Here is a 16,687-nt window from a genome sequence, read left to right as displayed (position 1 = left end):
CGTTCTTCAAAGGCTACCGTCCACAGTTCTACTTCCGTACAACTGACGTGACCGGTACCATCGAACTGCCAGAAGGCGTAGAGATGGTAATGCCAGGCGACAACATCAAAATGGTTGTTACCCTGATTCACCCAATCGCGATGGACGACGGTCTGCGTTTCGCAATCCGTGAAGGCGGCCGTACCGTTGGCGCTGGTGTTGTTGCAAAAGTTCTGAGCTAATCCTCTGATACTTTAATGCAATAGTGAAAAGGGCATCTTAGGATGCCCTTTTTTATGTTTGAAATTTGCTGTTTGCCAGTGAAAGCGATCGCTTACTGCAGTTGGCATCAGTTTTTGCATTTGATTACCATTCTCTGTCTTCTGCCCCGCCGTACTCCTTGTAAAGCCAATCATTCTCATTTACAATTTGCGCAGTTTTTGAGCGGGAGTGATCATGTACGTTTGCTTGTGTAACGGTGTAAGCGATAAGACAATTCGTCAGGCGGTGCGACAACATCACCCGCAGTCTTTTCAGCAACTTAGAAAGTTTATCCCGGTGGGAAATCAGTGCGGGAAGTGTGTTCGACAGGCGCGTGAAATCATGCAAGACGAACTGATGCAGATCCCGGAATTTAAAGAGATCGCTTAAAACACGCTCATTTTTTTGACTTACACCCTGTGACATCTACGCTTCAATAAGTGGAAGCGGAGGATGTCAAAATGAAAGGTGATGTTAAGATAATAAATTATCTCAATAAATTATTGGGAAACGAGCTTGTCGCAATTAACCAGTATTTTCTACATGCCCGCATGTTCAAAAACTGGGGATTAAAACGTCTGAACGACGTTGAGTACCACGAGTCCATCGATGAAATGAAGCACGCCGATAAGTACATCGAACGTATTCTCTTCCTCGAAGGCATTCCAAATCTGCAGGACCTCGGCAAGCTGGGTATTGGGGAGGATGTCGAAGAAATGCTTCGCTCTGACCTGAGGCTGGAACTGGAGGGTGCAAAGGATTTGCGTGAAGCCATCGCCTATGCCGATAAAGTGCATGATTATGTTAGCCGTGACCTGATGATCGAAATTCTGGCCGATGAAGAAGGCCATATCGACTGGCTCGAAACGGAACTGGACCTCATTCAGAAGCTGGGCATTCAGAACTACCTGCAGGCCCAGATACGCGAAGAGTAACCCCGTATGATCAAGACAGAGGGATTTCCCTCTGTCTTCTTTGAAACCTTATCCAAACACCTGCCAGCAAAAATTCCCCCATCCTGAGAGCGCAAGCCAGGGGCCAAAAGGCATTTCAGCGCTGTCACGGTACCCGATCAGATAAAGTATTCCGGCATAAGCGATCCCCAGGGAAGATGCCAAAGCGACGATGAGAGGCAGATGCTGCCAGTAGCTCCAGGCTCCAATTGCCGCCAGCAGTTTGAAATCACCATAACCTAATCCTTCTTTGCCGGTAGCATAACGGAATACTTGAAAGATAACCCACAGGAAGAGGTAGCCGGCTATCGCGCCGAATACGGCATGATGAAAATGGTGGGGGTTAACCAGACTATGAAACAACAATCCCAGCCACAGTAAGGGTAGGGTAAGTCTGTCTGGTAGAAGCATGGTTTTGAAATCACTCAAGCTTAGCGCCAGAGCCAGGCAAAAATAGAGCAACGCAGCGACGGGGAGTAGCCAGGCGATCTGTATGTCGGTCAGTATCATCTTTTTATCCCGCTGAGTATTAAGCCCTCGGATGCTACGCGGGTGTGCTGGCTAAACCTATCAACCTTCTAATTTGGCGTGTGATAATGCGCAATGCCTCGAAGATATAGGGAAGGTAAGGCATGAAACTCACTAAATGCAGGATGCCGGTGAAATTTCAACCCATATGACTTGCAAGCTGCCTTGAAACCCGTATAATGCGCGGGCTGTCTTAATAGACCGCTGGTTCAATATGAACCCTGATAGCAGTCAGTCGAAGCAATTCAGTTGCTATCAAACAATGTCCCCAATTGGGGGACTATGTATGAACGATTACACTCCTCCATCAATCGTAATGGATGTGAGTAGTAATTTTTTTCGTCTATAAAATAATTGGAGCTCTGGTCTCATGCAGAACCAAAGAATCCGTATCCGCCTTAAAGCGTTTGATCATCGTCTGATCGATCAATCAACTGCGGAAATCGTCGAGACTGCTAAGCGCACTGGTGCGCAAGTCCGTGGTCCGATCCCGCTGCCGACCCGCAAAGAGCGCTTTACCGTTCTGATCTCCCCGCACGTCAACAAAGACGCGCGTGATCAGTACGAGATCCGCACTCACAAGCGTCTGGTTGACATCGTTGAGCCAACTGAGAAAACCGTTGATGCTCTGATGCGTCTGGATCTGGCTGCCGGTGTAGACGTGCAGATCAGCCTGGGTTAATCAGGTCATTGACGATTGAGAGGTTGAAACAATGATTGGTTTAGTCGGTAAAAAAGTGGGTATGACCCGTATCTTCACTGAAGACGGCGTTTCTATCCCAGTAACCGTAATCGAAGTAGAAGCAAACCGTGTTACTCAGGTTAAAGACCTGGCTAACGACGGCTACCGTGCTGTTCAGGTGACCACTGGTGCTAAAAAAGCTAACCGTGTAACCAAGCCGGAAGCTGGTCACTTCGCTAAAGCTGGCGTTGAAGCTGGCCGTGGTCTGTGGGAATTCCGTCTTGCTGAAGGCGAAGAGTTCACCGTAGGTCAGGACATTAGCGTTGAACTGTTTGCTGACGTTAAAAAAGTTGACGTAACCGGTACCTCTAAAGGTAAAGGTTTCGCAGGTACCGTTAAGCGCTGGAACTTCCGTACCCAGGACGCGACCCACGGTAACTCCTTGTCTCACCGCGTTCCGGGTTCTATCGGTCAGAACCAGACTCCGGGCAAAGTGTTCAAAGGCAAGAAAATGGCAGGCCAGCTGGGTAACGAACGTGTCACTGTTCAGAGCCTGGACGTAGTACGTGTTGACGCTGAGCGCAACCTGCTGCTGGTGAAAGGTGCGGTCCCGGGTGCAACCGGTAGCGACCTGATCGTTAAACCAGCTGTGAAGGCGTAAGGGGATAGCAATGGAATTAGTATTGAAAGACGCGCAAAGCGCGCTGACTGTTTCCGAAACTACCTTCGGTCGTGACTTCAACGAAGCGCTGGTACACCAGGTTGTTGTTGCTTATGCAGCAGGCGCCCGTCAGGGTACTCGTGCTCAGAAGACCCGTGCTGAAGTAACTGGTTCCGGCAAAAAGCCGTGGCGCCAGAAAGGTACCGGCCGTGCGCGTTCTGGTTCTATCAAGAGCCCGATCTGGCGTTCCGGTGGCGTAACCTTCGCTGCTCGCCCGCAGGACCACAGTCAAAAAGTTAACAAAAAGATGTACCGCGGCGCGCTGAAAAGCATCCTGTCCGAACTGGTACGTCAGGATCGTCTGATCGTTGTTGAGCAGTTCTCTGTTGAAGCACCGAAAACCAAGCTGCTTGCTCAGAAACTGAAAGATATGGCTCTGGAAGATGTGCTGATCGTGACCGGTGAACTGGATGAGAATCTGTTCCTGGCTGCTCGTAACCTGCATAAGGTTGACGTGCGCGATGTAGCTGCAATCGACCCAGTTAGCCTGATCGCCTTCGACAAAGTCGTTATGACTGCGGAAGCAGTTAAGCAAGTTGAGGAGATGCTGGCATGATCCGTGAAGAACGTCTGCTGAAAGTACTGCGCGCGCCGCACGTATCTGAAAAAGCGTCTACCGCGATGGAAAAAACCAACACCATCGTACTCAAAGTTGCGACTGACGCGACCAAAGCAGAGATCGTTGCTGCTGTACAGAAGCTGTTCGAAGTTGAAGTAAAAGACGTTAACACCCTGGTAGTTAAAGGGAAAACTAAACGTCACGGACAGCGTGTTGGTCGTCGTAGCGACTGGAAAAAAGCTTACGTCACCCTGAAGGAAGGCCAGAATCTGGACTTCGTCGGCGGCGCTGAGTAAGTCGGAGGAGAAAGACAATGGCAGTTGTTAAATGTAAACCGACATCTCCGGGTCGTCGCCACGTAGTTAAAGTGGTTAACCCTGAGCTGCACAAGGGCAAGCCTTTTGCTCCGTTGCTGGAAAAAAACAGCAAATCCGGTGGCCGTAACAACAATGGTCGTATCACTACCCGTCATATCGGTGGTGGTCACAAGCAGGCATACCGTATTGTTGACTTTAAACGCAACAAAGATGGTATCCCGGCAGTTGTTGAACGTCTTGAGTACGATCCGAACCGTTCCGCGAACATCGCGCTGGTTCTGTACAAAGATGGCGAACGCCGTTACATCCTGGCCCCTAAAGGCCTGAAAGCTGGCGACCAGATTCAGTCTGGCGTTGATGCTGCAATCAAAGCGGGTAACACCCTGCCGATGCGCAATATCCCGGTTGGTTCTACCGTTCATAACGTAGAAATGAAACCAGGTAAAGGCGGTCAGCTGGCTCGTTCCGCTGGTACCTACGTGCAGATCGTTGCTCGTGATGGTGCTTACGTTACCCTGCGCCTGCGCTCCGGTGAAATGCGTAAAGTCGAAGCTGACTGCCGCGCTACCCTGGGCGAAGTTGGCAACGCTGAGCATATGCTGCGCGTTCTGGGTAAAGCAGGTGCTGCTCGCTGGCGTGGTGTTCGTCCTACCGTTCGCGGTACCGCGATGAACCCAGTCGATCACCCACATGGTGGTGGTGAAGGTCGTAACTTTGGTAAGCACCCGGTATCCCCGTGGGGCGTTCAGACCAAAGGTAAGAAGACCCGCAGCAACAAGCGTACTGATAAATTTATCGTACGTCGCCGTAGCAAATAATTTTAGAGGATAAGCCATGCCACGTTCTCTCAAGAAAGGTCCTTTTATTGACCTGCACTTGCTGAAGAAGGTAGAGAAAGCGGTGGAAAGCGGTGACAAGAAGCCCCTGCGCACTTGGTCCCGTCGTTCAACGATCTTTCCTAACATGATCGGTTTGACCATCGCTGTCCATAATGGTCGTCAGCACGTTCCAGTCTTTGTTTCCGACGAAATGGTCGGTCACAAACTGGGTGAATTCGCACCGACTCGTACTTATCGCGGCCACGCTGCTGATAAAAAAGCGAAGAAGAAATAAGGTAGGAGGAAGAGATGGAAACTTTAGCTCAACATCGCCATGCTCGTTCTTCTGCTCAGAAGGTTCGCCTTGTTGCTGACCTGATTCGCGGTAAGAAAGTGTCGCAGGCTCTGGATATTCTGACCTACACCAATAAGAAAGCGGCTGTATTGGTTAAGAAAGTACTGGAATCTGCCATTGCTAACGCTGAACACAACGATGGCGCTGACATTGACGATCTGAAAGTCGCGAAAATCTTCGTAGACGAAGGCCCTAGCATGAAGCGCATTATGCCTCGTGCAAAAGGTCGTGCAGATCGCATCCTGAAGCGCACCAGCCACATTACTGTGGTTGTGTCCGATCGCTGAGACTCTGGAGACTAGCAATGGGTCAGAAAGTACATCCTAATGGTATTCGCCTGGGTATTGTAAAACCATGGAACTCAACCTGGTTTGCGAACACCAAAGAATTCGCTGACAACCTGGACAGCGATTTTAAAGTACGTCAGTACCTGACTAAGGAACTGGCTAAGGCGTCTGTATCTCGTATCGTTATCGAGCGTCCTGCTAAGAGCATCCGTGTGACCATTCACACCGCTCGCCCAGGTATCGTTATCGGTAAGAAAGGTGAAGACGTAGAAAAACTGCGCAAGGTCGTAGCGGATATCGCTGGCGTTCCTGCACAGATCAATATCGCCGAAGTTCGTAAACCTGAACTGGACGCAAAATTGGTTGCTGACAGCATCACTTCTCAGCTGGAGCGTCGTGTGATGTTCCGTCGTGCGATGAAGCGTGCTGTACAGAACGCAATGCGTCTGGGCGCTAAAGGTATCAAAGTTGAAGTTAGCGGCCGTCTGGGCGGCGCCGAGATCGCACGTACCGAATGGTACCGTGAAGGTCGCGTGCCGTTGCACACTCTGCGTGCTGACATCGACTACAACACCTCTGAAGCGCACACCACTTATGGTGTAATCGGCGTTAAGGTATGGATCTTCAAAGGTGAGATCCTGGGTGGTATGGCTGCTGTTGAACAACCGGAACCGGCTGCTCAACCTAAAAAGCAGCAGCGTAAAGGCCGTAAGTAAGGAGAGTCGCTGATGTTACAACCAAAGCGTACAAAATTCCGTAAAGTGCACAAAGGCCGCAACCGTGGTCTGGCGCAGGGTACGGATGTTAGCTTCGGCACTTTCGGTCTGAAAGCTGTTGGCCGTGGTCGTCTGACTGCCCGTCAGATCGAAGCAGCACGTCGTGCAATGACCCGTGCAGTTAAGCGTCAGGGTAAGATCTGGATCCGTGTATTCCCGGACAAACCGATCACCGAAAAGCCGCTTGAAGTGCGTATGGGTAAAGGTAAAGGTAACGTGGAGTATTGGGTTGCCTTGATCCAGCCAGGTAAAGTCCTGTACGAAATGGACGGCGTACCTGAAGAGCTGGCCCGTGAAGCCTTCAAGCTGGCAGCAGCAAAACTGCCTATCAAAACCACCTTTGTAACTAAGACGGTGATGTAATGAAAGCAAAAGAGCTGCGTGAAAAGAGCATCGAAGAGCTGAACACCGAGCTGCTGAACCTGCTGCGTGAGCAGTTCAATCTGCGCATGCAGGCTGCAAGTGGCCAGCTGCAACAGACTCACCTGCTGAAGCAGGTTCGTCGTGATGTTGCACGTGTTAAGACTTTACTGACTCAGAAGGCGGGTGCGTAATGACCGATAAAATCCGTACTCTGCAAGGTCGCGTTGTCAGCGACAAAATGGAGAAATCCATTGTTGTTGCCATCGAACGTGTTGTGAAGCACCCGATCTACGGGAAATTCATCAAGCGTACGACCAAACTGCACGTACATGACGAGAACAACGAATGCGGTATCGGTGACGTGGTTGAAATCCGCGAATGCCGTCCGCTGTCCAAGACTAAGTCCTGGACGCTGGTTCGCGTTGTAGAGAAAGCGGTTCTGTAATACAGTACCCTCTCTCAAACAAATAAACGGCTCAGCGATGAGCCGTTTATTTTTTCTACCCATATCCTGGAACCGGTGTTATAATGCCGCGCCCTCGTTTATGGGGCTTTTTAACGACCTGATTTCCAGGTCCCGAAGTAGTAGTTGACATTAGCGGAGCACTGAAATGATCCAAGAACAGACTATGCTGACCGTGGCCGACAACTCCGGCGCACGTCGCGTAATGTGTATCAAGGTTCTGGGTGGCTCGCACCGTCGCTACGCAGGCGTCGGCGACATCATCAAAATTACCATCAAGGAAGCAATTCCTCGCGGTAAGGTGAAGAAAGGCGATGTGCTGAAAGCGGTAGTGGTGCGCACCAAGAAGGGTGTTCGTCGCCCGGACGGTTCTGTCATTCGCTTCGATGGCAATGCATGCGTTATTTTAAATAATAACAGTGAGCAGCCAATCGGCACGCGTATTTTTGGGCCGGTAACTCGTGAACTGCGTAATGAGAAGTTCATGAAAATTATCTCTCTGGCACCAGAAGTACTCTAAGGAGCGAATCATGGCAGCGAAAATCCGTCGTGATGACGAAGTTATCGTGTTAACCGGTAAAGATAAAGGTAAGCGCGGTAAAGTAAAAAATGTCCTGTCTTCCGGCAAGGTCATTGTTGAAGGTATCAACCTGGTTAAGAAACATCAGAAGCCGGTTCCGGCCCTGAACCAACCAGGCGGCATCGTTGAAAAAGAAGCTGCAATTCAGGTTTCTAACGTTGCTCTCTTCAACGCGGCAACCGGCAAGGCTGACCGTGTAGGCTTTAGATTCGAAGACGGCAAAAAAGTCCGTTTCTTCAAGTCTAACAGCGAAACTATCAAGTAATTTGGAGTAGTACGATGGCGAAACTGCATGATTACTACAAAGACGAAGTAGTTAAGAAACTCATGACTGAGTTTAACTACAATTCTGTCATGCAAGTCCCTCGGGTCGAGAAGATCACCCTGAACATGGGTGTTGGTGAAGCGATCGCTGACAAGAAACTGCTGGATAACGCAGCAGCTGATCTGACAGCAATCTCCGGTCAAAAGCCGTTGATCACCAAAGCACGCAAATCTGTTGCAGGCTTCAAAATCCGTCAGGGCTATCCGATCGGCTGTAAAGTAACTCTGCGTGGCGAACGCATGTGGGAGTTCCTTGAGCGTCTGATCACTATTGCTGTACCTCGTATCCGTGACTTCCGTGGCCTGTCCGCTAAGTCTTTCGACGGTCGTGGTAACTACAGCATGGGTGTCCGTGAGCAGATCATCTTCCCAGAAATCGATTACGACAAAGTCGATCGCGTCCGTGGTTTGGATATTACCATTACCACTACTGCGAAATCTGATGATGAAGGCCGTGCTCTGCTGGCTGCCTTTGACTTCCCGTTCCGCAAGTAAGGTAGGGTTACTTCATGGCTAAGCAATCAATGAAAGCACGCGAAGTAAAGCGCGTTGCTTTGGCTGAAAAATTCTTCGCTAAACGCGCAGAACTGAAAGCTATCATTTCTGATGTGAACGCGACCGACGAAGACCGTTGGAACGCTGTTCTCAAGCTGCAAACTCTGCCGCGTGATTCCAGCCCGTCCCGTCAGCGTAAACGCTGCCGCCAGACTGGTCGTCCACATGGTTATGTGGGCAAGTTCGGGTTGAGCCGTATCAAGTTACGTGAAGCCGCCATGCGCGGTGAAGTACCTGGCTTGAAAAAGGCTAGCTGGTAATTGTCACCAATTGAATCACGGGAGTAGAGACAGATGAGCATGCAAGATCCGATCGCGGATATGCTGACCCGTATCCGTAACGGTCAGGCCGCGAACAAAGTTGCGGTCACCATGCCTTCCTCCAAGCTGAAAGTGGCAATCGCCAACGTGCTGAAGGAAGAAGGTTATATTGAAGAATTTAAAATTGAAGGCGACATCAAGCCTGAACTGGAACTGACTCTTAAGTATTTCCAGGGCAAGGCTGTGGTAGAGAGCATTCAGCGAGTCAGCCGCCCAGGCCTGCGCATCTATAAGAAAAAAGATGAGCTGCCTAAAGTTATGGCCGGCATGGGTATTGCTGTCGTTTCTACCTCTAAAGGTGTTATGACTGATCGTGCAGCGCGCCAGGCTGGTCTTGGTGGCGAAATTATCTGCTACGTAGCGTAATTGGAGGAATAAAATGTCTCGTGTTGCTAAAGCACCGGTCGTTGTTCCTGCAGGCGTAGAGGTAAAACTCAACGGTCAGGTTATTTCGATCAAAGGTAAAAACGGCGAGCTGACTCGTACTATCAACGATGCTGTTGAAGTTAAACACGCTGAAAATGCTCTGACTTTCGCTCCGCGCGAAGGCTTTGCAAACGCGTGGGCCCAAGCGGGTACCACTCGTGCGCTGTTGAACGCAATGGTTGTCGGTGTTACCGAAGGCTTCACTAAGAAGCTGCAGCTGGTTGGTGTAGGTTATCGTGCAGCCGTTAAAGGCGACGTGGTGAATTTAGCCCTGGGCTTCTCTCACCCTGTTGAGCATAAGCTGCCTGCGGGTATCACTGCTGAATGTCCGACTCAAACTGAAATCGTGCTGAAAGGCGCTGATAAGCAGATGATCGGTCAGGTTGCAGCTGATCTGCGCGCCTACCGTCGTCCTGAGCCTTACAAAGGCAAGGGTGTCCGTTACGCCGACGAAGTCGTGCGTACCAAAGAGGCTAAGAAGAAGTAAGGTAACACTATGGATAAGAAATCTGCTCGTATCCGTCGTGCGACCCGCGCACGTCACAAGCTCAAAGAGCTGGGTGCAACTCGCCTGGTGGTACATCGTACCCCGCGTCATATTTACGCACAGGTAATTGCTCCAAATGGTTCTGAAGTTCTGGTAGCTGCATCTACTGTAGAAAAAGCTATCACTGAGCAACTGAAGTACACTGGAAACAAAGACGCCGCTGCAGCTGTAGGTAAAGCTGTTGCTGAGCGCGCTCTGGAAAAAGGCATCACCGTTGTTGCTTTTGACCGTGCTGGTTTCCAATATCATGGTCGTGTCCAGGCACTGGCAGATGCTGCCCGTGAAGCTGGCCTTCAGTTCTAAGGTAGAGGTGTAAGATGTCTCACATCGAAAAACAAGCTGGCGAACTGCAGGAAAAGCTGATCGCGGTAAATCGCGTATCTAAAACCGTTAAAGGCGGTCGTATTTTCTCCTTCACTGCTCTGACAGTGGTAGGCGACGGTAACGGTCGTATTGGTTTTGGTTACGGTAAAGCGCGTGAAGTTCCAGCAGCGATCCAGAAAGCGATGGAAAAAGCCCGTCGCAACATGATTAACGTCGCGCTGAACAGCGGCACCCTGCAGCACCCTGTTAAAGGCGTGCACACAGGTTCCCGCGTGTTCATGCAGCCGGCTTCCGAAGGTACCGGTATCATCGCCGGTGGTGCAATGCGCGCCGTCCTGGAAGTCGCTGGTGTTCATAACGTCCTGGCTAAAGCGTATGGTTCCACTAACCCGATTAACGTGGTTCGTGCAACTATCGATGGCCTGGCGAATATGAAATCTCCAGAAATGGTCGCTGCCAAGCGTGGTAAATCCGTTGAAGAAATTCTGGGGTAATTGACCATGGCAAAGACTATTAAAATCACTCAAACCCGCAGTGCAATCGGTCGTCTGCCGAAACACAAGGCAACGCTGCTTGGCCTGGGTCTGCGTCGTATTGGCCACACCGTAGAGCGCGAGGATACTCCTGCTGTACGCGGTATGGTCAACGCGGTTTCCTACATGGTTAAAGTTGAGGAGTAAGAGATGCGTTTAAATACTCTGTCTCCGGCCGAAGGGTCTAAGCACGCTTCCAAGCGTCTGGGTCGTGGTATCGGTTCTGGCCTCGGTAAAACCGGCGGTCGTGGTCACAAAGGTCAGAACTCTCGTTCTGGTGGTGGCGTACGTCGTGGTTTCGAAGGTGGTCAGATGCCGTTGTACCGTCGTCTGCCGAAATTCGGTTTCACCTCTCGCAAAGCAATGATCACGGCAGAAGTTCGTCTGTCCGATCTGGCGAAAGTTGAAGGCGACGTAGTTGACCTGAACACGCTGAAAGCAGCAAACATTATCGGTATTCAGATCGAGTTCGCGAAAGTGATCCTGTCTGGTGAGGTAACTCGTCCGGTAACTGTTAGCGGCCTGCGTGTGACCAAAGGCGCTCGTGCTGCTATCGAAGCTGCTGGCGGTAAAATCGAGGAATAAGTAGCAGATGGCAAAACAACCGGGATTAGATTTTCAAAGTGCTAAAGGCGGCCTCGGCGAGCTGAAACGCAGACTGATGTTTGTTATCGGTGCGCTGATTGTGTTTCGTATTGGCTCTTTTATTCCGATCCCTGGTATTGATGCCGCTGTACTTGCCAAACTGCTTGAGCAACAGCGAGGCACCATCATTGAGATGTTTAACATGTTCTCTGGTGGTGCTCTCAGCCGTGCTTCTATCTTCGCGCTGGGTATCATGCCGTACATTTCGGCATCGATAATCATTCAACTGCTTACCGTGGTTCATCCCGCGTTGGCAGAGCTGAAGAAAGAAGGGGAATCTGGTCGTCGTAAGATTAGCCAGTACACCCGTTACGGCACTCTGGTGCTGGCAATATTCCAGTCAATCGGTATTGCTACCGGTTTACCGAATATGCCTGGTATGCAGGGCCTGGTGTTAAACCCAGGCTTTGCATTCTATTTCACCGCTGTTGTAAGTCTTGTCACCGGGACAATGTTCCTGATGTGGCTGGGTGAACAGATTACTGAACGTGGTATCGGTAACGGTATCTCAATCATAATCTTCGCGGGTATCGTTGCGGGACTTCCGCCGGCCATTGGCCATACCATCGAGCAAGCAAGGCAAGGCGACCTGCACTTCCTCCTGTTGCTGTTGGTTGCAGTATTAGTATTTGCAGTGACCTTCTTCGTTGTTTTTGTTGAGCGTGGCCAGCGCCGCATTGTGGTCAACTACGCTAAACGTCAACAGGGTCGTCGTGTCTATGCTGCGCAGAGCACACATTTACCGCTGAAAGTGAACATGGCCGGGGTTATCCCTGCGATCTTCGCCTCCAGTATTATTCTGTTCCCGGCGACCATCGCGTCATGGTTCGGGGGCGGTACCGGTTGGAACTGGCTGACAACAATTTCGCTGTATTTGCAGCCTGGGCAACCGCTTTATGTGTTACTCTATGCGTCTGCAATCATCTTCTTCTGTTTCTTCTACACGGCGTTGGTCTTCAACCCGCGTGAAACAGCAGATAACCTGAAGAAGTCCGGTGCATTTGTACCAGGAATTCGTCCGGGAGAACAAACGGCGAAGTACATCGATAAAGTAATGACCCGCCTGACTCTGGTTGGTGCGTTGTACATTACCTTTATCTGCCTAATCCCGGAGTTCATGCGCGATGCAATGAAAGTGCCGTTCTACTTCGGTGGGACCTCACTGCTGATCGTTGTTGTCGTTATCATGGACTTTATGGCTCAAGTGCAAACTCTGATGATGTCAAGTCAGTACGAGTCTGCATTGAAGAAAGCGAACCTGAAAGGCTACGGCCGTTAATCGTCGCTTGAGAAGTTACGGAGAGTAAAAATGAAAGTTCGTGCTTCCGTCAAGAAATTATGTCGTAACTGCAAAATCGTTAAGCGTGACGGTGTTATTCGCGTGATTTGCAGCGTAGAGCCGAAGCATAAACAGCGTCAAGGCTGATTATCTCGCATATTTTTCTTGCAAAGTTGGGTTGAGCTGGCTAGATTAGCCAGCCAATCTTTTGTATGTCTATGCGTTTCCATTTGAGTATCCTGAAAACGGGCTTTTCGGCATGGGACGCATAATCTAAATAGTAGGAGTGCATAGTGGCCCGTATAGCAGGCATTAACATTCCTGATCAAAAACACGCCGTGATCGCGTTAACCTCGATCTACGGTGTCGGCAAGACTCGCTCCAAGGCCATTTGCGCTGCGGCGGGTATCGCTGAAGATGTTAAGATCAGTGAGCTGTCTGAAGAACAAATCGACACGCTGCGTGACGAAGTTGCCAAATTTGTCGTTGAAGGTGATCTGCGCCGTGAAGTGAGCATGAGCATCAAGCGTCTTATGGACCTTGGTTGCTATCGCGGTTTGCGTCATCGTCGTGGTCTGCCAGTGCGCGGTCAGCGTACTAAGACCAACGCACGTACCCGTAAGGGTCCGCGCAAACCGATCAAGAAATAATCGGGGTGATTGAATAATGGCAAAGGCACCAATTCGTGCACGTAAACGTGTAAGAAAAACAGTCTCTGACGGCGTGGCTCATGTCCATGCTTCTTTCAACAACACCATCGTTACTATTACCGATCGTCAGGGTAATGCGTTGGGTTGGGCAACTGCCGGTGGTTCCGGTTTCCGTGGTTCTCGCAAATCCACTCCGTTTGCAGCTCAGGTTGCAGCAGAGCGTTGCGCAGAAGCCGTGAAAGAATACGGTATCAAGAACCTGGAAGTTATGGTTAAGGGTCCTGGCCCAGGCCGCGAATCAACTATTCGTGCTCTGAACGCCGCTGGTTTCCGCATCACTAATATTACTGATGTGACTCCAATCCCTCATAACGGTTGTCGTCCGCCGAAAAAACGTCGCGTATAACGCGTCCGTTTTCTAGGATTGTTGGAGAAAGAAAATGGCAAGATATTTGGGTCCTAAGCTCAAGCTGAGCCGTCGTGAGGGCACCGACTTATTCCTTAAGTCTGGCGTTCGCGCGATCGATACCAAGTGTAAAATTGAACAAGCTCCTGGCCAGCACGGTGCGCGTAAACCGCGTCTGTCTGACTATGGTGTGCAGTTGCGTGAAAAGCAGAAAGTTCGCCGTATCTACGGTGTGCTGGAGCGTCAGTTCCGTAACTATTATAAAGAAGCAGCTCGTCTGAAAGGCAACACCGGTGAAAACCTGTTGGCTCTGCTGGAAGGCCGTCTGGACAACGTTGTTTACCGTATGGGCTTCGGCGCTACTCGTGCAGAAGCACGTCAGCTGGTTAGCCATAAAGCTATCATGGTAAATGGTCGCGTTGTTAACATCGCTTCTTATCAGGTAACTCCGAATGACGTAGTCAGCATCCGTGAGAAAGCCAAAAAGCAATCTCGCGTTAAGGCCGCTCTGGAGCTGGCTGAGCAGCGTGAAAAGCCAACCTGGCTGGAAGTTGATGCTGCCAAGATGGAAGGTGTGTTCAAGCGTAAGCCTGAGCGTACCGATCTGTCTGCGGACATTAACGAACACCTGATCGTCGAGCTTTACTCCAAGTAAAGCTTAGTACCAAAGAGAGGACACAATGCAGGGTTCTGTGACAGAGTTTCTAAAACCACGCCTGGTAGATATCGAGCAAGTGAGTTCGACGCACGCCAAGGTGACCCTTGAGCCGTTAGAGCGTGGCTTTGGCCATACTCTTGGTAACGCACTGCGCCGTATTCTGCTTTCGTCGATGCCGGGTTGCGCGGTGACTGAGGTTGAGATTGATGGTGTACTGCACGAGTACAGCACCAAAGAAGGCGTTCAGGAAGATATCCTGGAAATCCTGCTCAACCTGAAAGGGCTGGCGGTAAGAGTTCAAGGTAAAGATGAAGTTATCCTTACCTTGAATAAATCTGGCATTGGCCCTGTGACCGCAGCCGATATCACCCATGATGGTGATGTCGAAATCGTCAAGCCGCAGCATGTGATCTGCCACCTGACCGATGAGAACGCTGCTATTAGCATGCGTATCAAAGTTCAGCGCGGTCGCGGTTATGTGCCGGCTTCTACCCGAATTCATTCGGAAGAAGATGAGCGCCCAATCGGCCGTCTGCTGGTCGACGCCTGCTACAGCCCTGTAGAGCGTATTGCCTACAATGTTGAAGCCGCGCGTGTAGAACAGCGTACCGACCTGGACAAGCTGGTCATCGAAATGGAAACCAACGGCACAATCGATCCTGAAGAGGCGATTCGTCGTGCGGCGACCATTCTGGCAGAACAACTTGAAGCTTTCGTTGACCTACGTGATGTACGTCAGCCGGAAGTTAAAGAAGAGAAACCAGAATTCGATCCGATCTTGCTGCGCCCTGTTGACGATCTGGAATTGACTGTCCGCTCTGCTAACTGCCTTAAGGCAGAAGCTATCCACTATATCGGTGATCTGGTACAGCGTACCGAGGTTGAGCTGCTCAAAACGCCTAACCTGGGTAAAAAATCTCTTACTGAGATTAAAGACGTGCTGGCTTCTCGTGGTTTGTCTCTGGGCATGCGCCTGGAAAACTGGCCACCAGCAAGCATTGCTGACGAGTAACCGGATCACAGGTTAAGGTTTTACTGAGAAGGATAAGGTCATGCGCCATCGTAAGAGTGGTCGTCAACTGAACCGCAACAGCAGCCATCGCCAGGCTATGTTCCGCAACATGGCAGGTTCACTGGTTCGTCATGAGATCATCAAGACGACCCTGCCTAAAGCGAAAGAGCTGCGTCGCGTAGTTGAGCCGCTGATTACTCTTGCCAAGACTGACAGCGTTGCTAATCGTCGTCTGGCATTCGCCCGCACTCGTGATAACGAGATCGTGGCAAAACTGTTTAATGAACTGGGTCCGCGTTTCGCGAGCCGTGCAGGTGGTTACACTCGTATTCTGAAGTGTGGCTTCCGTGCTGGTGACAATGCTCCGATGGCTTACATCGAGCTGGTTGATCGCGCCGAGTCTCAAACAGAAGCTGCTGCAGAGTAATCTGTAGTAACGTAGAAAAACCGGGCTTGCCCGGTTTTTTTATATCCAGAATATTCCCTTCTCTCTTTTCCCCGTATTCTTGTATTACTCCCGATAATTTTGAGGTCGCTATGTGGTTGCTTGATCAATGGGCAGAACGGCATATTCTTGATGCGCAGCGAAACGGAGAGTTCGAGGGGCTAGTCGGTAGCGGTGAGCCTATATTGCTCGACGATGACAGTCATGTTCCTCCCGAGCTCCGTGCCGGATACCGTCTGCTAAAAAATGCAGGTTGCTTGCCGGCAGAGATGCAGCAGCGGAAGGATGTCATTGAGCTGGTTGATCTGCTAAAAACGGTGCATATTCAGAGCGAGGAATATCAGGCGATCGGTAAAAAGCTCGCACTGCTTGAGCTTAAGCTCCGACAGGCGGGTATAAACACCGACTTCTTACGTGGTGAGTATGCCGTAAAATTGATGCAGCATATCGATGAGGAAAGGTGATGTTTCGTATAGGTGAACTGGCAAAACTGGCGGATGTGACGCCGGATACTATTCGTTACTACGAAAAGCAAAACATGATGGATCACGAAGTGCGAACTGAAGGTGGTTTTCGCCTGTATAGCGACAGCGATCTTCAGCGTCTTAAATTCATTCGTTACGCTAAGCAACTTGGTTTCACGCTTGAGGCCATCCGGGAGCTTTTATCGATCCGTATCGATCCTGAGCATCATACTTGCCAGGAATCGAAAGGGATTGTGCAGAGCCGGCTGAGTGAGGTTGAGTCTAAAATCAAAGAATTGCAGAATATGCGGCGCTCGCTGCAGCGTCTGAATGATGCTTGTTGTGGCAGTGCACACAGTAGCGTTTATTGTTCTATCCTTGAAGCGCTGGAACAGGGAGCAAGCAACAAAAAATAGCCGCTTGATCTTTTACAGCCTCAGGCATAGACTCGCGGCGA

General features: G+C 50.4%; 34 protein-coding genes. 33 read left to right on the top strand and 1 reads right to left on the bottom strand.

Features of this window, described 5'->3' with window-relative positions; all coding sequences use genetic code 11:
• The 3 genes from F3J26_RS22285 to bfr all read left to right on the top strand — a co-directional run.
• Positions 1–221 (top strand): EF-Tu C-terminal domain-related protein (locus tag F3J26_RS22285; protein WP_046082668.1); only part of this gene is annotated, 221 nt, incomplete at its 5' end.
• Between the two features lie 214 nt (positions 222–435).
• Positions 436–630, top strand: a complete 195-nt coding sequence (gene bfd, locus F3J26_RS22280; RefSeq protein ID WP_008457135.1) for a bacterioferritin-associated ferredoxin — start codon at positions 436–438, stop codon at positions 628–630.
• A 71-nt stretch (positions 631–701) separates the two neighbouring features.
• A complete protein-coding gene (gene bfr / locus F3J26_RS22275) occupies positions 702–1,175 on the top strand; it encodes a bacterioferritin (protein WP_166996004.1) in 474 nt (157 codons plus the stop codon).
• A 48-nt stretch (positions 1,176–1,223) separates the two neighbouring features.
• On the opposite strand, the gene F3J26_RS22270 is transcribed toward bfr, so the two are convergent.
• Positions 1,224–1,703 (bottom strand): prepilin peptidase, encoded by a 480-nt coding sequence (locus F3J26_RS22270; protein WP_166996002.1) that lies wholly within the window; start codon positions 1,701–1,703, stop codon positions 1,224–1,226.
• A 388-nt stretch (positions 1,704–2,091) separates the two neighbouring features.
• Here F3J26_RS22270 and rpsJ point away from each other — a divergent pair, with 388 nt between their 5' ends.
• The 30 genes from rpsJ to zntR all read left to right on the top strand — a co-directional run bounded on the left by rpsJ (position 2,092) and on the right by zntR (position 16,646).
• Positions 2,092–2,403 carry a 30S ribosomal protein S10 gene (gene rpsJ, locus F3J26_RS22265; RefSeq protein WP_001181005.1) on the top strand — a complete coding sequence of 104 codons (312 nt, stop codon included), beginning with the start codon at positions 2,092–2,094 and terminating at the stop codon, positions 2,401–2,403.
• 31 nt (positions 2,404–2,434) lie between these two features.
• Positions 2,435–3,064, top strand: coding sequence for a 50S ribosomal protein L3 (gene rplC / locus F3J26_RS22260; RefSeq protein WP_006178923.1), 630 nt, complete (start codon positions 2,435–2,437; stop codon positions 3,062–3,064).
• A 10-nt stretch (positions 3,065–3,074) separates the two neighbouring features.
• Positions 3,075–3,680 carry a 50S ribosomal protein L4 gene (gene rplD, locus F3J26_RS22255; protein WP_008457145.1) on the top strand — a complete coding sequence of 202 codons (606 nt, stop codon included), beginning with the start codon at positions 3,075–3,077 and terminating at the stop codon, positions 3,678–3,680.
• The gene (rplW, locus tag F3J26_RS22250; RefSeq protein WP_008457148.1) at positions 3,677–3,979 is read left to right on the top strand and encodes a 50S ribosomal protein L23; all 303 of its coding nucleotides are present in this window, start codon (positions 3,677–3,679) and stop codon (positions 3,977–3,979) included. Before rplD ends, rplW begins: the two co-directional genes overlap by 4 nt.
• 17 nt (positions 3,980–3,996) lie before the next feature.
• Complete coding sequence (gene rplB, locus F3J26_RS22245; RefSeq protein ID WP_008457150.1) at positions 3,997–4,818, top strand: 50S ribosomal protein L2; 822 nt, start codon at positions 3,997–3,999, stop codon at positions 4,816–4,818.
• A 16-nt stretch (positions 4,819–4,834) separates the two neighbouring features.
• Entirely contained in the window at positions 4,835–5,113 is a 279-nt protein-coding gene (rpsS, locus tag F3J26_RS22240) for a 30S ribosomal protein S19 (RefSeq protein ID WP_001138115.1), read from the top strand.
• Positions 5,114–5,127: 14 nt separating this feature from the next.
• A complete protein-coding gene (gene rplV / locus F3J26_RS22235) occupies positions 5,128–5,460 on the top strand; it encodes a 50S ribosomal protein L22 (RefSeq protein WP_002919773.1) in 333 nt (110 codons plus the stop codon).
• 17 nt (positions 5,461–5,477) lie between these two features.
• The gene (rpsC, locus tag F3J26_RS22230; protein WP_006817277.1) at positions 5,478–6,176 is read left to right on the top strand and encodes a 30S ribosomal protein S3; all 699 of its coding nucleotides are present in this window, start codon (positions 5,478–5,480) and stop codon (positions 6,174–6,176) included.
• Between the two features lie 12 nt (positions 6,177–6,188).
• Complete coding sequence (rplP, locus tag F3J26_RS22225; protein WP_002438716.1) at positions 6,189–6,599, top strand: 50S ribosomal protein L16; 411 nt, start codon at positions 6,189–6,191, stop codon at positions 6,597–6,599.
• Positions 6,599–6,790 (top strand): 50S ribosomal protein L29, encoded by a 192-nt coding sequence (rpmC, locus tag F3J26_RS22220; RefSeq protein ID WP_166996000.1) that lies wholly within the window; start codon positions 6,599–6,601, stop codon positions 6,788–6,790. The genes rplP and rpmC overlap by 1 nt, the downstream gene beginning before the upstream one ends.
• On the top strand, positions 6,790–7,044 hold the full coding sequence (gene rpsQ / locus F3J26_RS22215) for a 30S ribosomal protein S17 (protein WP_008457160.1): 255 nt from the start codon (positions 6,790–6,792) through the stop codon (positions 7,042–7,044). The genes rpmC and rpsQ overlap by 1 nt, the downstream gene beginning before the upstream one ends.
• Before the next feature lie 166 nt (positions 7,045–7,210).
• Positions 7,211–7,582, top strand: coding sequence for a 50S ribosomal protein L14 (gene rplN, locus F3J26_RS22210; RefSeq protein ID WP_008457164.1), 372 nt, complete (start codon positions 7,211–7,213; stop codon positions 7,580–7,582).
• Positions 7,583–7,592: 10 nt separating this feature from the next.
• Positions 7,593–7,907 (top strand): 50S ribosomal protein L24, encoded by a 315-nt coding sequence (gene rplX, locus F3J26_RS22205; RefSeq protein WP_007724317.1) that lies wholly within the window; start codon positions 7,593–7,595, stop codon positions 7,905–7,907.
• A 14-nt stretch (positions 7,908–7,921) separates the two neighbouring features.
• A complete protein-coding gene (gene rplE / locus F3J26_RS22200) occupies positions 7,922–8,461 on the top strand; it encodes a 50S ribosomal protein L5 (RefSeq protein WP_008457169.1) in 540 nt (179 codons plus the stop codon).
• Positions 8,462–8,475: 14 nt separating this feature from the next.
• The gene (gene rpsN, locus F3J26_RS22195) at positions 8,476–8,781 is read left to right on the top strand and encodes a 30S ribosomal protein S14 (RefSeq protein ID WP_008457171.1); all 306 of its coding nucleotides are present in this window, start codon (positions 8,476–8,478) and stop codon (positions 8,779–8,781) included.
• 33 nt (positions 8,782–8,814) lie between these two features.
• On the top strand, positions 8,815–9,207 hold the full coding sequence (gene rpsH, locus F3J26_RS22190; protein WP_008457173.1) for a 30S ribosomal protein S8: 393 nt from the start codon (positions 8,815–8,817) through the stop codon (positions 9,205–9,207).
• A gap of 13 nt (positions 9,208–9,220) precedes the next feature.
• Entirely contained in the window at positions 9,221–9,754 is a 534-nt protein-coding gene (gene rplF, locus F3J26_RS22185) for a 50S ribosomal protein L6 (RefSeq protein ID WP_008457175.1), read from the top strand.
• 9 nt (positions 9,755–9,763) lie between these two features.
• Positions 9,764–10,117 (top strand): 50S ribosomal protein L18, encoded by a 354-nt coding sequence (gene rplR / locus F3J26_RS22180; protein ID WP_008457177.1) that lies wholly within the window; start codon positions 9,764–9,766, stop codon positions 10,115–10,117.
• A 14-nt stretch (positions 10,118–10,131) separates the two neighbouring features.
• Entirely contained in the window at positions 10,132–10,632 is a 501-nt protein-coding gene (gene rpsE, locus F3J26_RS22175) for a 30S ribosomal protein S5 (RefSeq protein WP_008457179.1), read from the top strand.
• Positions 10,633–10,638: 6 nt separating this feature from the next.
• The gene (rpmD, locus tag F3J26_RS22170; protein WP_004846568.1) at positions 10,639–10,818 is read left to right on the top strand and encodes a 50S ribosomal protein L30; all 180 of its coding nucleotides are present in this window, start codon (positions 10,639–10,641) and stop codon (positions 10,816–10,818) included.
• 3 nt (positions 10,819–10,821) lie between these two features.
• Entirely contained in the window at positions 10,822–11,256 is a 435-nt protein-coding gene (gene rplO, locus F3J26_RS22165; protein WP_008457184.1) for a 50S ribosomal protein L15, read from the top strand.
• A 7-nt stretch (positions 11,257–11,263) separates the two neighbouring features.
• Complete coding sequence (gene secY / locus F3J26_RS22160; RefSeq protein ID WP_008457186.1) at positions 11,264–12,595, top strand: preprotein translocase subunit SecY; 1,332 nt, start codon at positions 11,264–11,266, stop codon at positions 12,593–12,595.
• Between the two features lie 30 nt (positions 12,596–12,625).
• Complete coding sequence (gene rpmJ / locus F3J26_RS22155; protein ID WP_008457187.1) at positions 12,626–12,742, top strand: 50S ribosomal protein L36; 117 nt, start codon at positions 12,626–12,628, stop codon at positions 12,740–12,742.
• Between the two features lie 146 nt (positions 12,743–12,888).
• Positions 12,889–13,245, top strand: coding sequence for a 30S ribosomal protein S13 (gene rpsM / locus F3J26_RS22150; protein WP_008457189.1), 357 nt, complete (start codon positions 12,889–12,891; stop codon positions 13,243–13,245).
• 16 nt (positions 13,246–13,261) lie between these two features.
• Entirely contained in the window at positions 13,262–13,651 is a 390-nt protein-coding gene (rpsK, locus tag F3J26_RS22145; protein WP_008457192.1) for a 30S ribosomal protein S11, read from the top strand.
• 34 nt (positions 13,652–13,685) lie between these two features.
• Complete coding sequence (gene rpsD, locus F3J26_RS22140; protein WP_008457194.1) at positions 13,686–14,306, top strand: 30S ribosomal protein S4; 621 nt, start codon at positions 13,686–13,688, stop codon at positions 14,304–14,306.
• A 25-nt stretch (positions 14,307–14,331) separates the two neighbouring features.
• Complete coding sequence (locus tag F3J26_RS22135) at positions 14,332–15,321, top strand: DNA-directed RNA polymerase subunit alpha (protein ID WP_008457196.1); 990 nt, start codon at positions 14,332–14,334, stop codon at positions 15,319–15,321.
• A 40-nt stretch (positions 15,322–15,361) separates the two neighbouring features.
• Positions 15,362–15,748 (top strand): 50S ribosomal protein L17, encoded by a 387-nt coding sequence (gene rplQ / locus F3J26_RS22130; protein ID WP_008457198.1) that lies wholly within the window; start codon positions 15,362–15,364, stop codon positions 15,746–15,748.
• Between the two features lie 110 nt (positions 15,749–15,858).
• The gene (locus F3J26_RS22125; RefSeq protein ID WP_166995998.1) at positions 15,859–16,230 is read left to right on the top strand and encodes a DnaJ family domain-containing protein; all 372 of its coding nucleotides are present in this window, start codon (positions 15,859–15,861) and stop codon (positions 16,228–16,230) included.
• Entirely contained in the window at positions 16,230–16,646 is a 417-nt protein-coding gene (gene zntR, locus F3J26_RS22120; protein ID WP_166995996.1) for a Zn(2+)-responsive transcriptional regulator, read from the top strand. Before F3J26_RS22125 ends, zntR begins: the two co-directional genes overlap by 1 nt.
• Positions 16,647–16,687 lie beyond the last annotated feature (41 nt).

This window comes from Enterobacter sp. Ap-867, assembly GCF_011752855.1.
GTDB lineage: Bacteria > Pseudomonadota > Gammaproteobacteria > Enterobacterales > Enterobacteriaceae > Cedecea.
Note: the sequence above shows the minus strand (reverse complement) of the source record. Positions and strands in the feature narration are given on the sequence as shown.

What these genes read in the sequence shown, in the direction of transcription:
- rplO (WP_008457184.1), top strand. Translation starts at nt 10,822, where the DNA reads ATGCGTTTAAATACTCTGTCTCCGGCCGAAGGGTCTAAGCACGCTTCC.
- rplE (WP_008457169.1), top strand. Translation starts at nt 7,922, where the DNA reads ATGGCGAAACTGCATGATTACTACAAAGACGAAGTAGTTAAGAAACTC.
- rpmJ (WP_008457187.1), top strand. Translation starts at nt 12,626, where the DNA reads ATGAAAGTTCGTGCTTCCGTCAAGAAATTATGTCGTAACTGCAAAATC.
- rplR (WP_008457177.1), top strand. Translation starts at nt 9,764, where the DNA reads ATGGATAAGAAATCTGCTCGTATCCGTCGTGCGACCCGCGCACGTCAC.
- F3J26_RS22125 (WP_166995998.1), top strand. Translation starts at nt 15,859, where the DNA reads ATGTGGTTGCTTGATCAATGGGCAGAACGGCATATTCTTGATGCGCAG.
- rpsC (WP_006817277.1), top strand. Translation starts at nt 5,478, where the DNA reads ATGGGTCAGAAAGTACATCCTAATGGTATTCGCCTGGGTATTGTAAAA.
- rplP (WP_002438716.1), top strand. Translation starts at nt 6,189, where the DNA reads ATGTTACAACCAAAGCGTACAAAATTCCGTAAAGTGCACAAAGGCCGC.
- rplD (WP_008457145.1), top strand. Translation starts at nt 3,075, where the DNA reads ATGGAATTAGTATTGAAAGACGCGCAAAGCGCGCTGACTGTTTCCGAA.
- rpsH (WP_008457173.1), top strand. Translation starts at nt 8,815, where the DNA reads ATGAGCATGCAAGATCCGATCGCGGATATGCTGACCCGTATCCGTAAC.
- rplF (WP_008457175.1), top strand. Translation starts at nt 9,221, where the DNA reads ATGTCTCGTGTTGCTAAAGCACCGGTCGTTGTTCCTGCAGGCGTAGAG.
- rpsE (WP_008457179.1), top strand. Translation starts at nt 10,132, where the DNA reads ATGTCTCACATCGAAAAACAAGCTGGCGAACTGCAGGAAAAGCTGATC.
- bfr (WP_166996004.1), top strand. Translation starts at nt 702, where the DNA reads ATGAAAGGTGATGTTAAGATAATAAATTATCTCAATAAATTATTGGGA.
- rpmC (WP_166996000.1), top strand. Translation starts at nt 6,599, where the DNA reads ATGAAAGCAAAAGAGCTGCGTGAAAAGAGCATCGAAGAGCTGAACACC.
- rplQ (WP_008457198.1), top strand. Translation starts at nt 15,362, where the DNA reads ATGCGCCATCGTAAGAGTGGTCGTCAACTGAACCGCAACAGCAGCCAT.
- rplC (WP_006178923.1), top strand. Translation starts at nt 2,435, where the DNA reads ATGATTGGTTTAGTCGGTAAAAAAGTGGGTATGACCCGTATCTTCACT.
- rpsD (WP_008457194.1), top strand. Translation starts at nt 13,686, where the DNA reads ATGGCAAGATATTTGGGTCCTAAGCTCAAGCTGAGCCGTCGTGAGGGC.
- rplB (WP_008457150.1), top strand. Translation starts at nt 3,997, where the DNA reads ATGGCAGTTGTTAAATGTAAACCGACATCTCCGGGTCGTCGCCACGTA.
- rplN (WP_008457164.1), top strand. Translation starts at nt 7,211, where the DNA reads ATGATCCAAGAACAGACTATGCTGACCGTGGCCGACAACTCCGGCGCA.
- rpsK (WP_008457192.1), top strand. Translation starts at nt 13,262, where the DNA reads ATGGCAAAGGCACCAATTCGTGCACGTAAACGTGTAAGAAAAACAGTC.
- rpsQ (WP_008457160.1), top strand. Translation starts at nt 6,790, where the DNA reads ATGACCGATAAAATCCGTACTCTGCAAGGTCGCGTTGTCAGCGACAAA.
- rpsS (WP_001138115.1), top strand. Translation starts at nt 4,835, where the DNA reads ATGCCACGTTCTCTCAAGAAAGGTCCTTTTATTGACCTGCACTTGCTG.
- rpmD (WP_004846568.1), top strand. Translation starts at nt 10,639, where the DNA reads ATGGCAAAGACTATTAAAATCACTCAAACCCGCAGTGCAATCGGTCGT.
- rpsN (WP_008457171.1), top strand. Translation starts at nt 8,476, where the DNA reads ATGGCTAAGCAATCAATGAAAGCACGCGAAGTAAAGCGCGTTGCTTTG.
- secY (WP_008457186.1), top strand. Translation starts at nt 11,264, where the DNA reads ATGGCAAAACAACCGGGATTAGATTTTCAAAGTGCTAAAGGCGGCCTC.
- F3J26_RS22270 (WP_166996002.1), bottom strand. Translation starts at nt 1,703, where the DNA reads ATGATACTGACCGACATACAGATCGCCTGGCTACTCCCCGTCGCTGCG.
- rplW (WP_008457148.1), top strand. Translation starts at nt 3,677, where the DNA reads ATGATCCGTGAAGAACGTCTGCTGAAAGTACTGCGCGCGCCGCACGTA.
- rplX (WP_007724317.1), top strand. Translation starts at nt 7,593, where the DNA reads ATGGCAGCGAAAATCCGTCGTGATGACGAAGTTATCGTGTTAACCGGT.
- rplV (WP_002919773.1), top strand. Translation starts at nt 5,128, where the DNA reads ATGGAAACTTTAGCTCAACATCGCCATGCTCGTTCTTCTGCTCAGAAG.
- F3J26_RS22135 (WP_008457196.1), top strand. Translation starts at nt 14,332, where the DNA reads ATGCAGGGTTCTGTGACAGAGTTTCTAAAACCACGCCTGGTAGATATC.
- rpsJ (WP_001181005.1), top strand. Translation starts at nt 2,092, where the DNA reads ATGCAGAACCAAAGAATCCGTATCCGCCTTAAAGCGTTTGATCATCGT.
- bfd (WP_008457135.1), top strand. Translation starts at nt 436, where the DNA reads ATGTACGTTTGCTTGTGTAACGGTGTAAGCGATAAGACAATTCGTCAG.
- zntR (WP_166995996.1), top strand. Translation starts at nt 16,230, where the DNA reads ATGTTTCGTATAGGTGAACTGGCAAAACTGGCGGATGTGACGCCGGAT.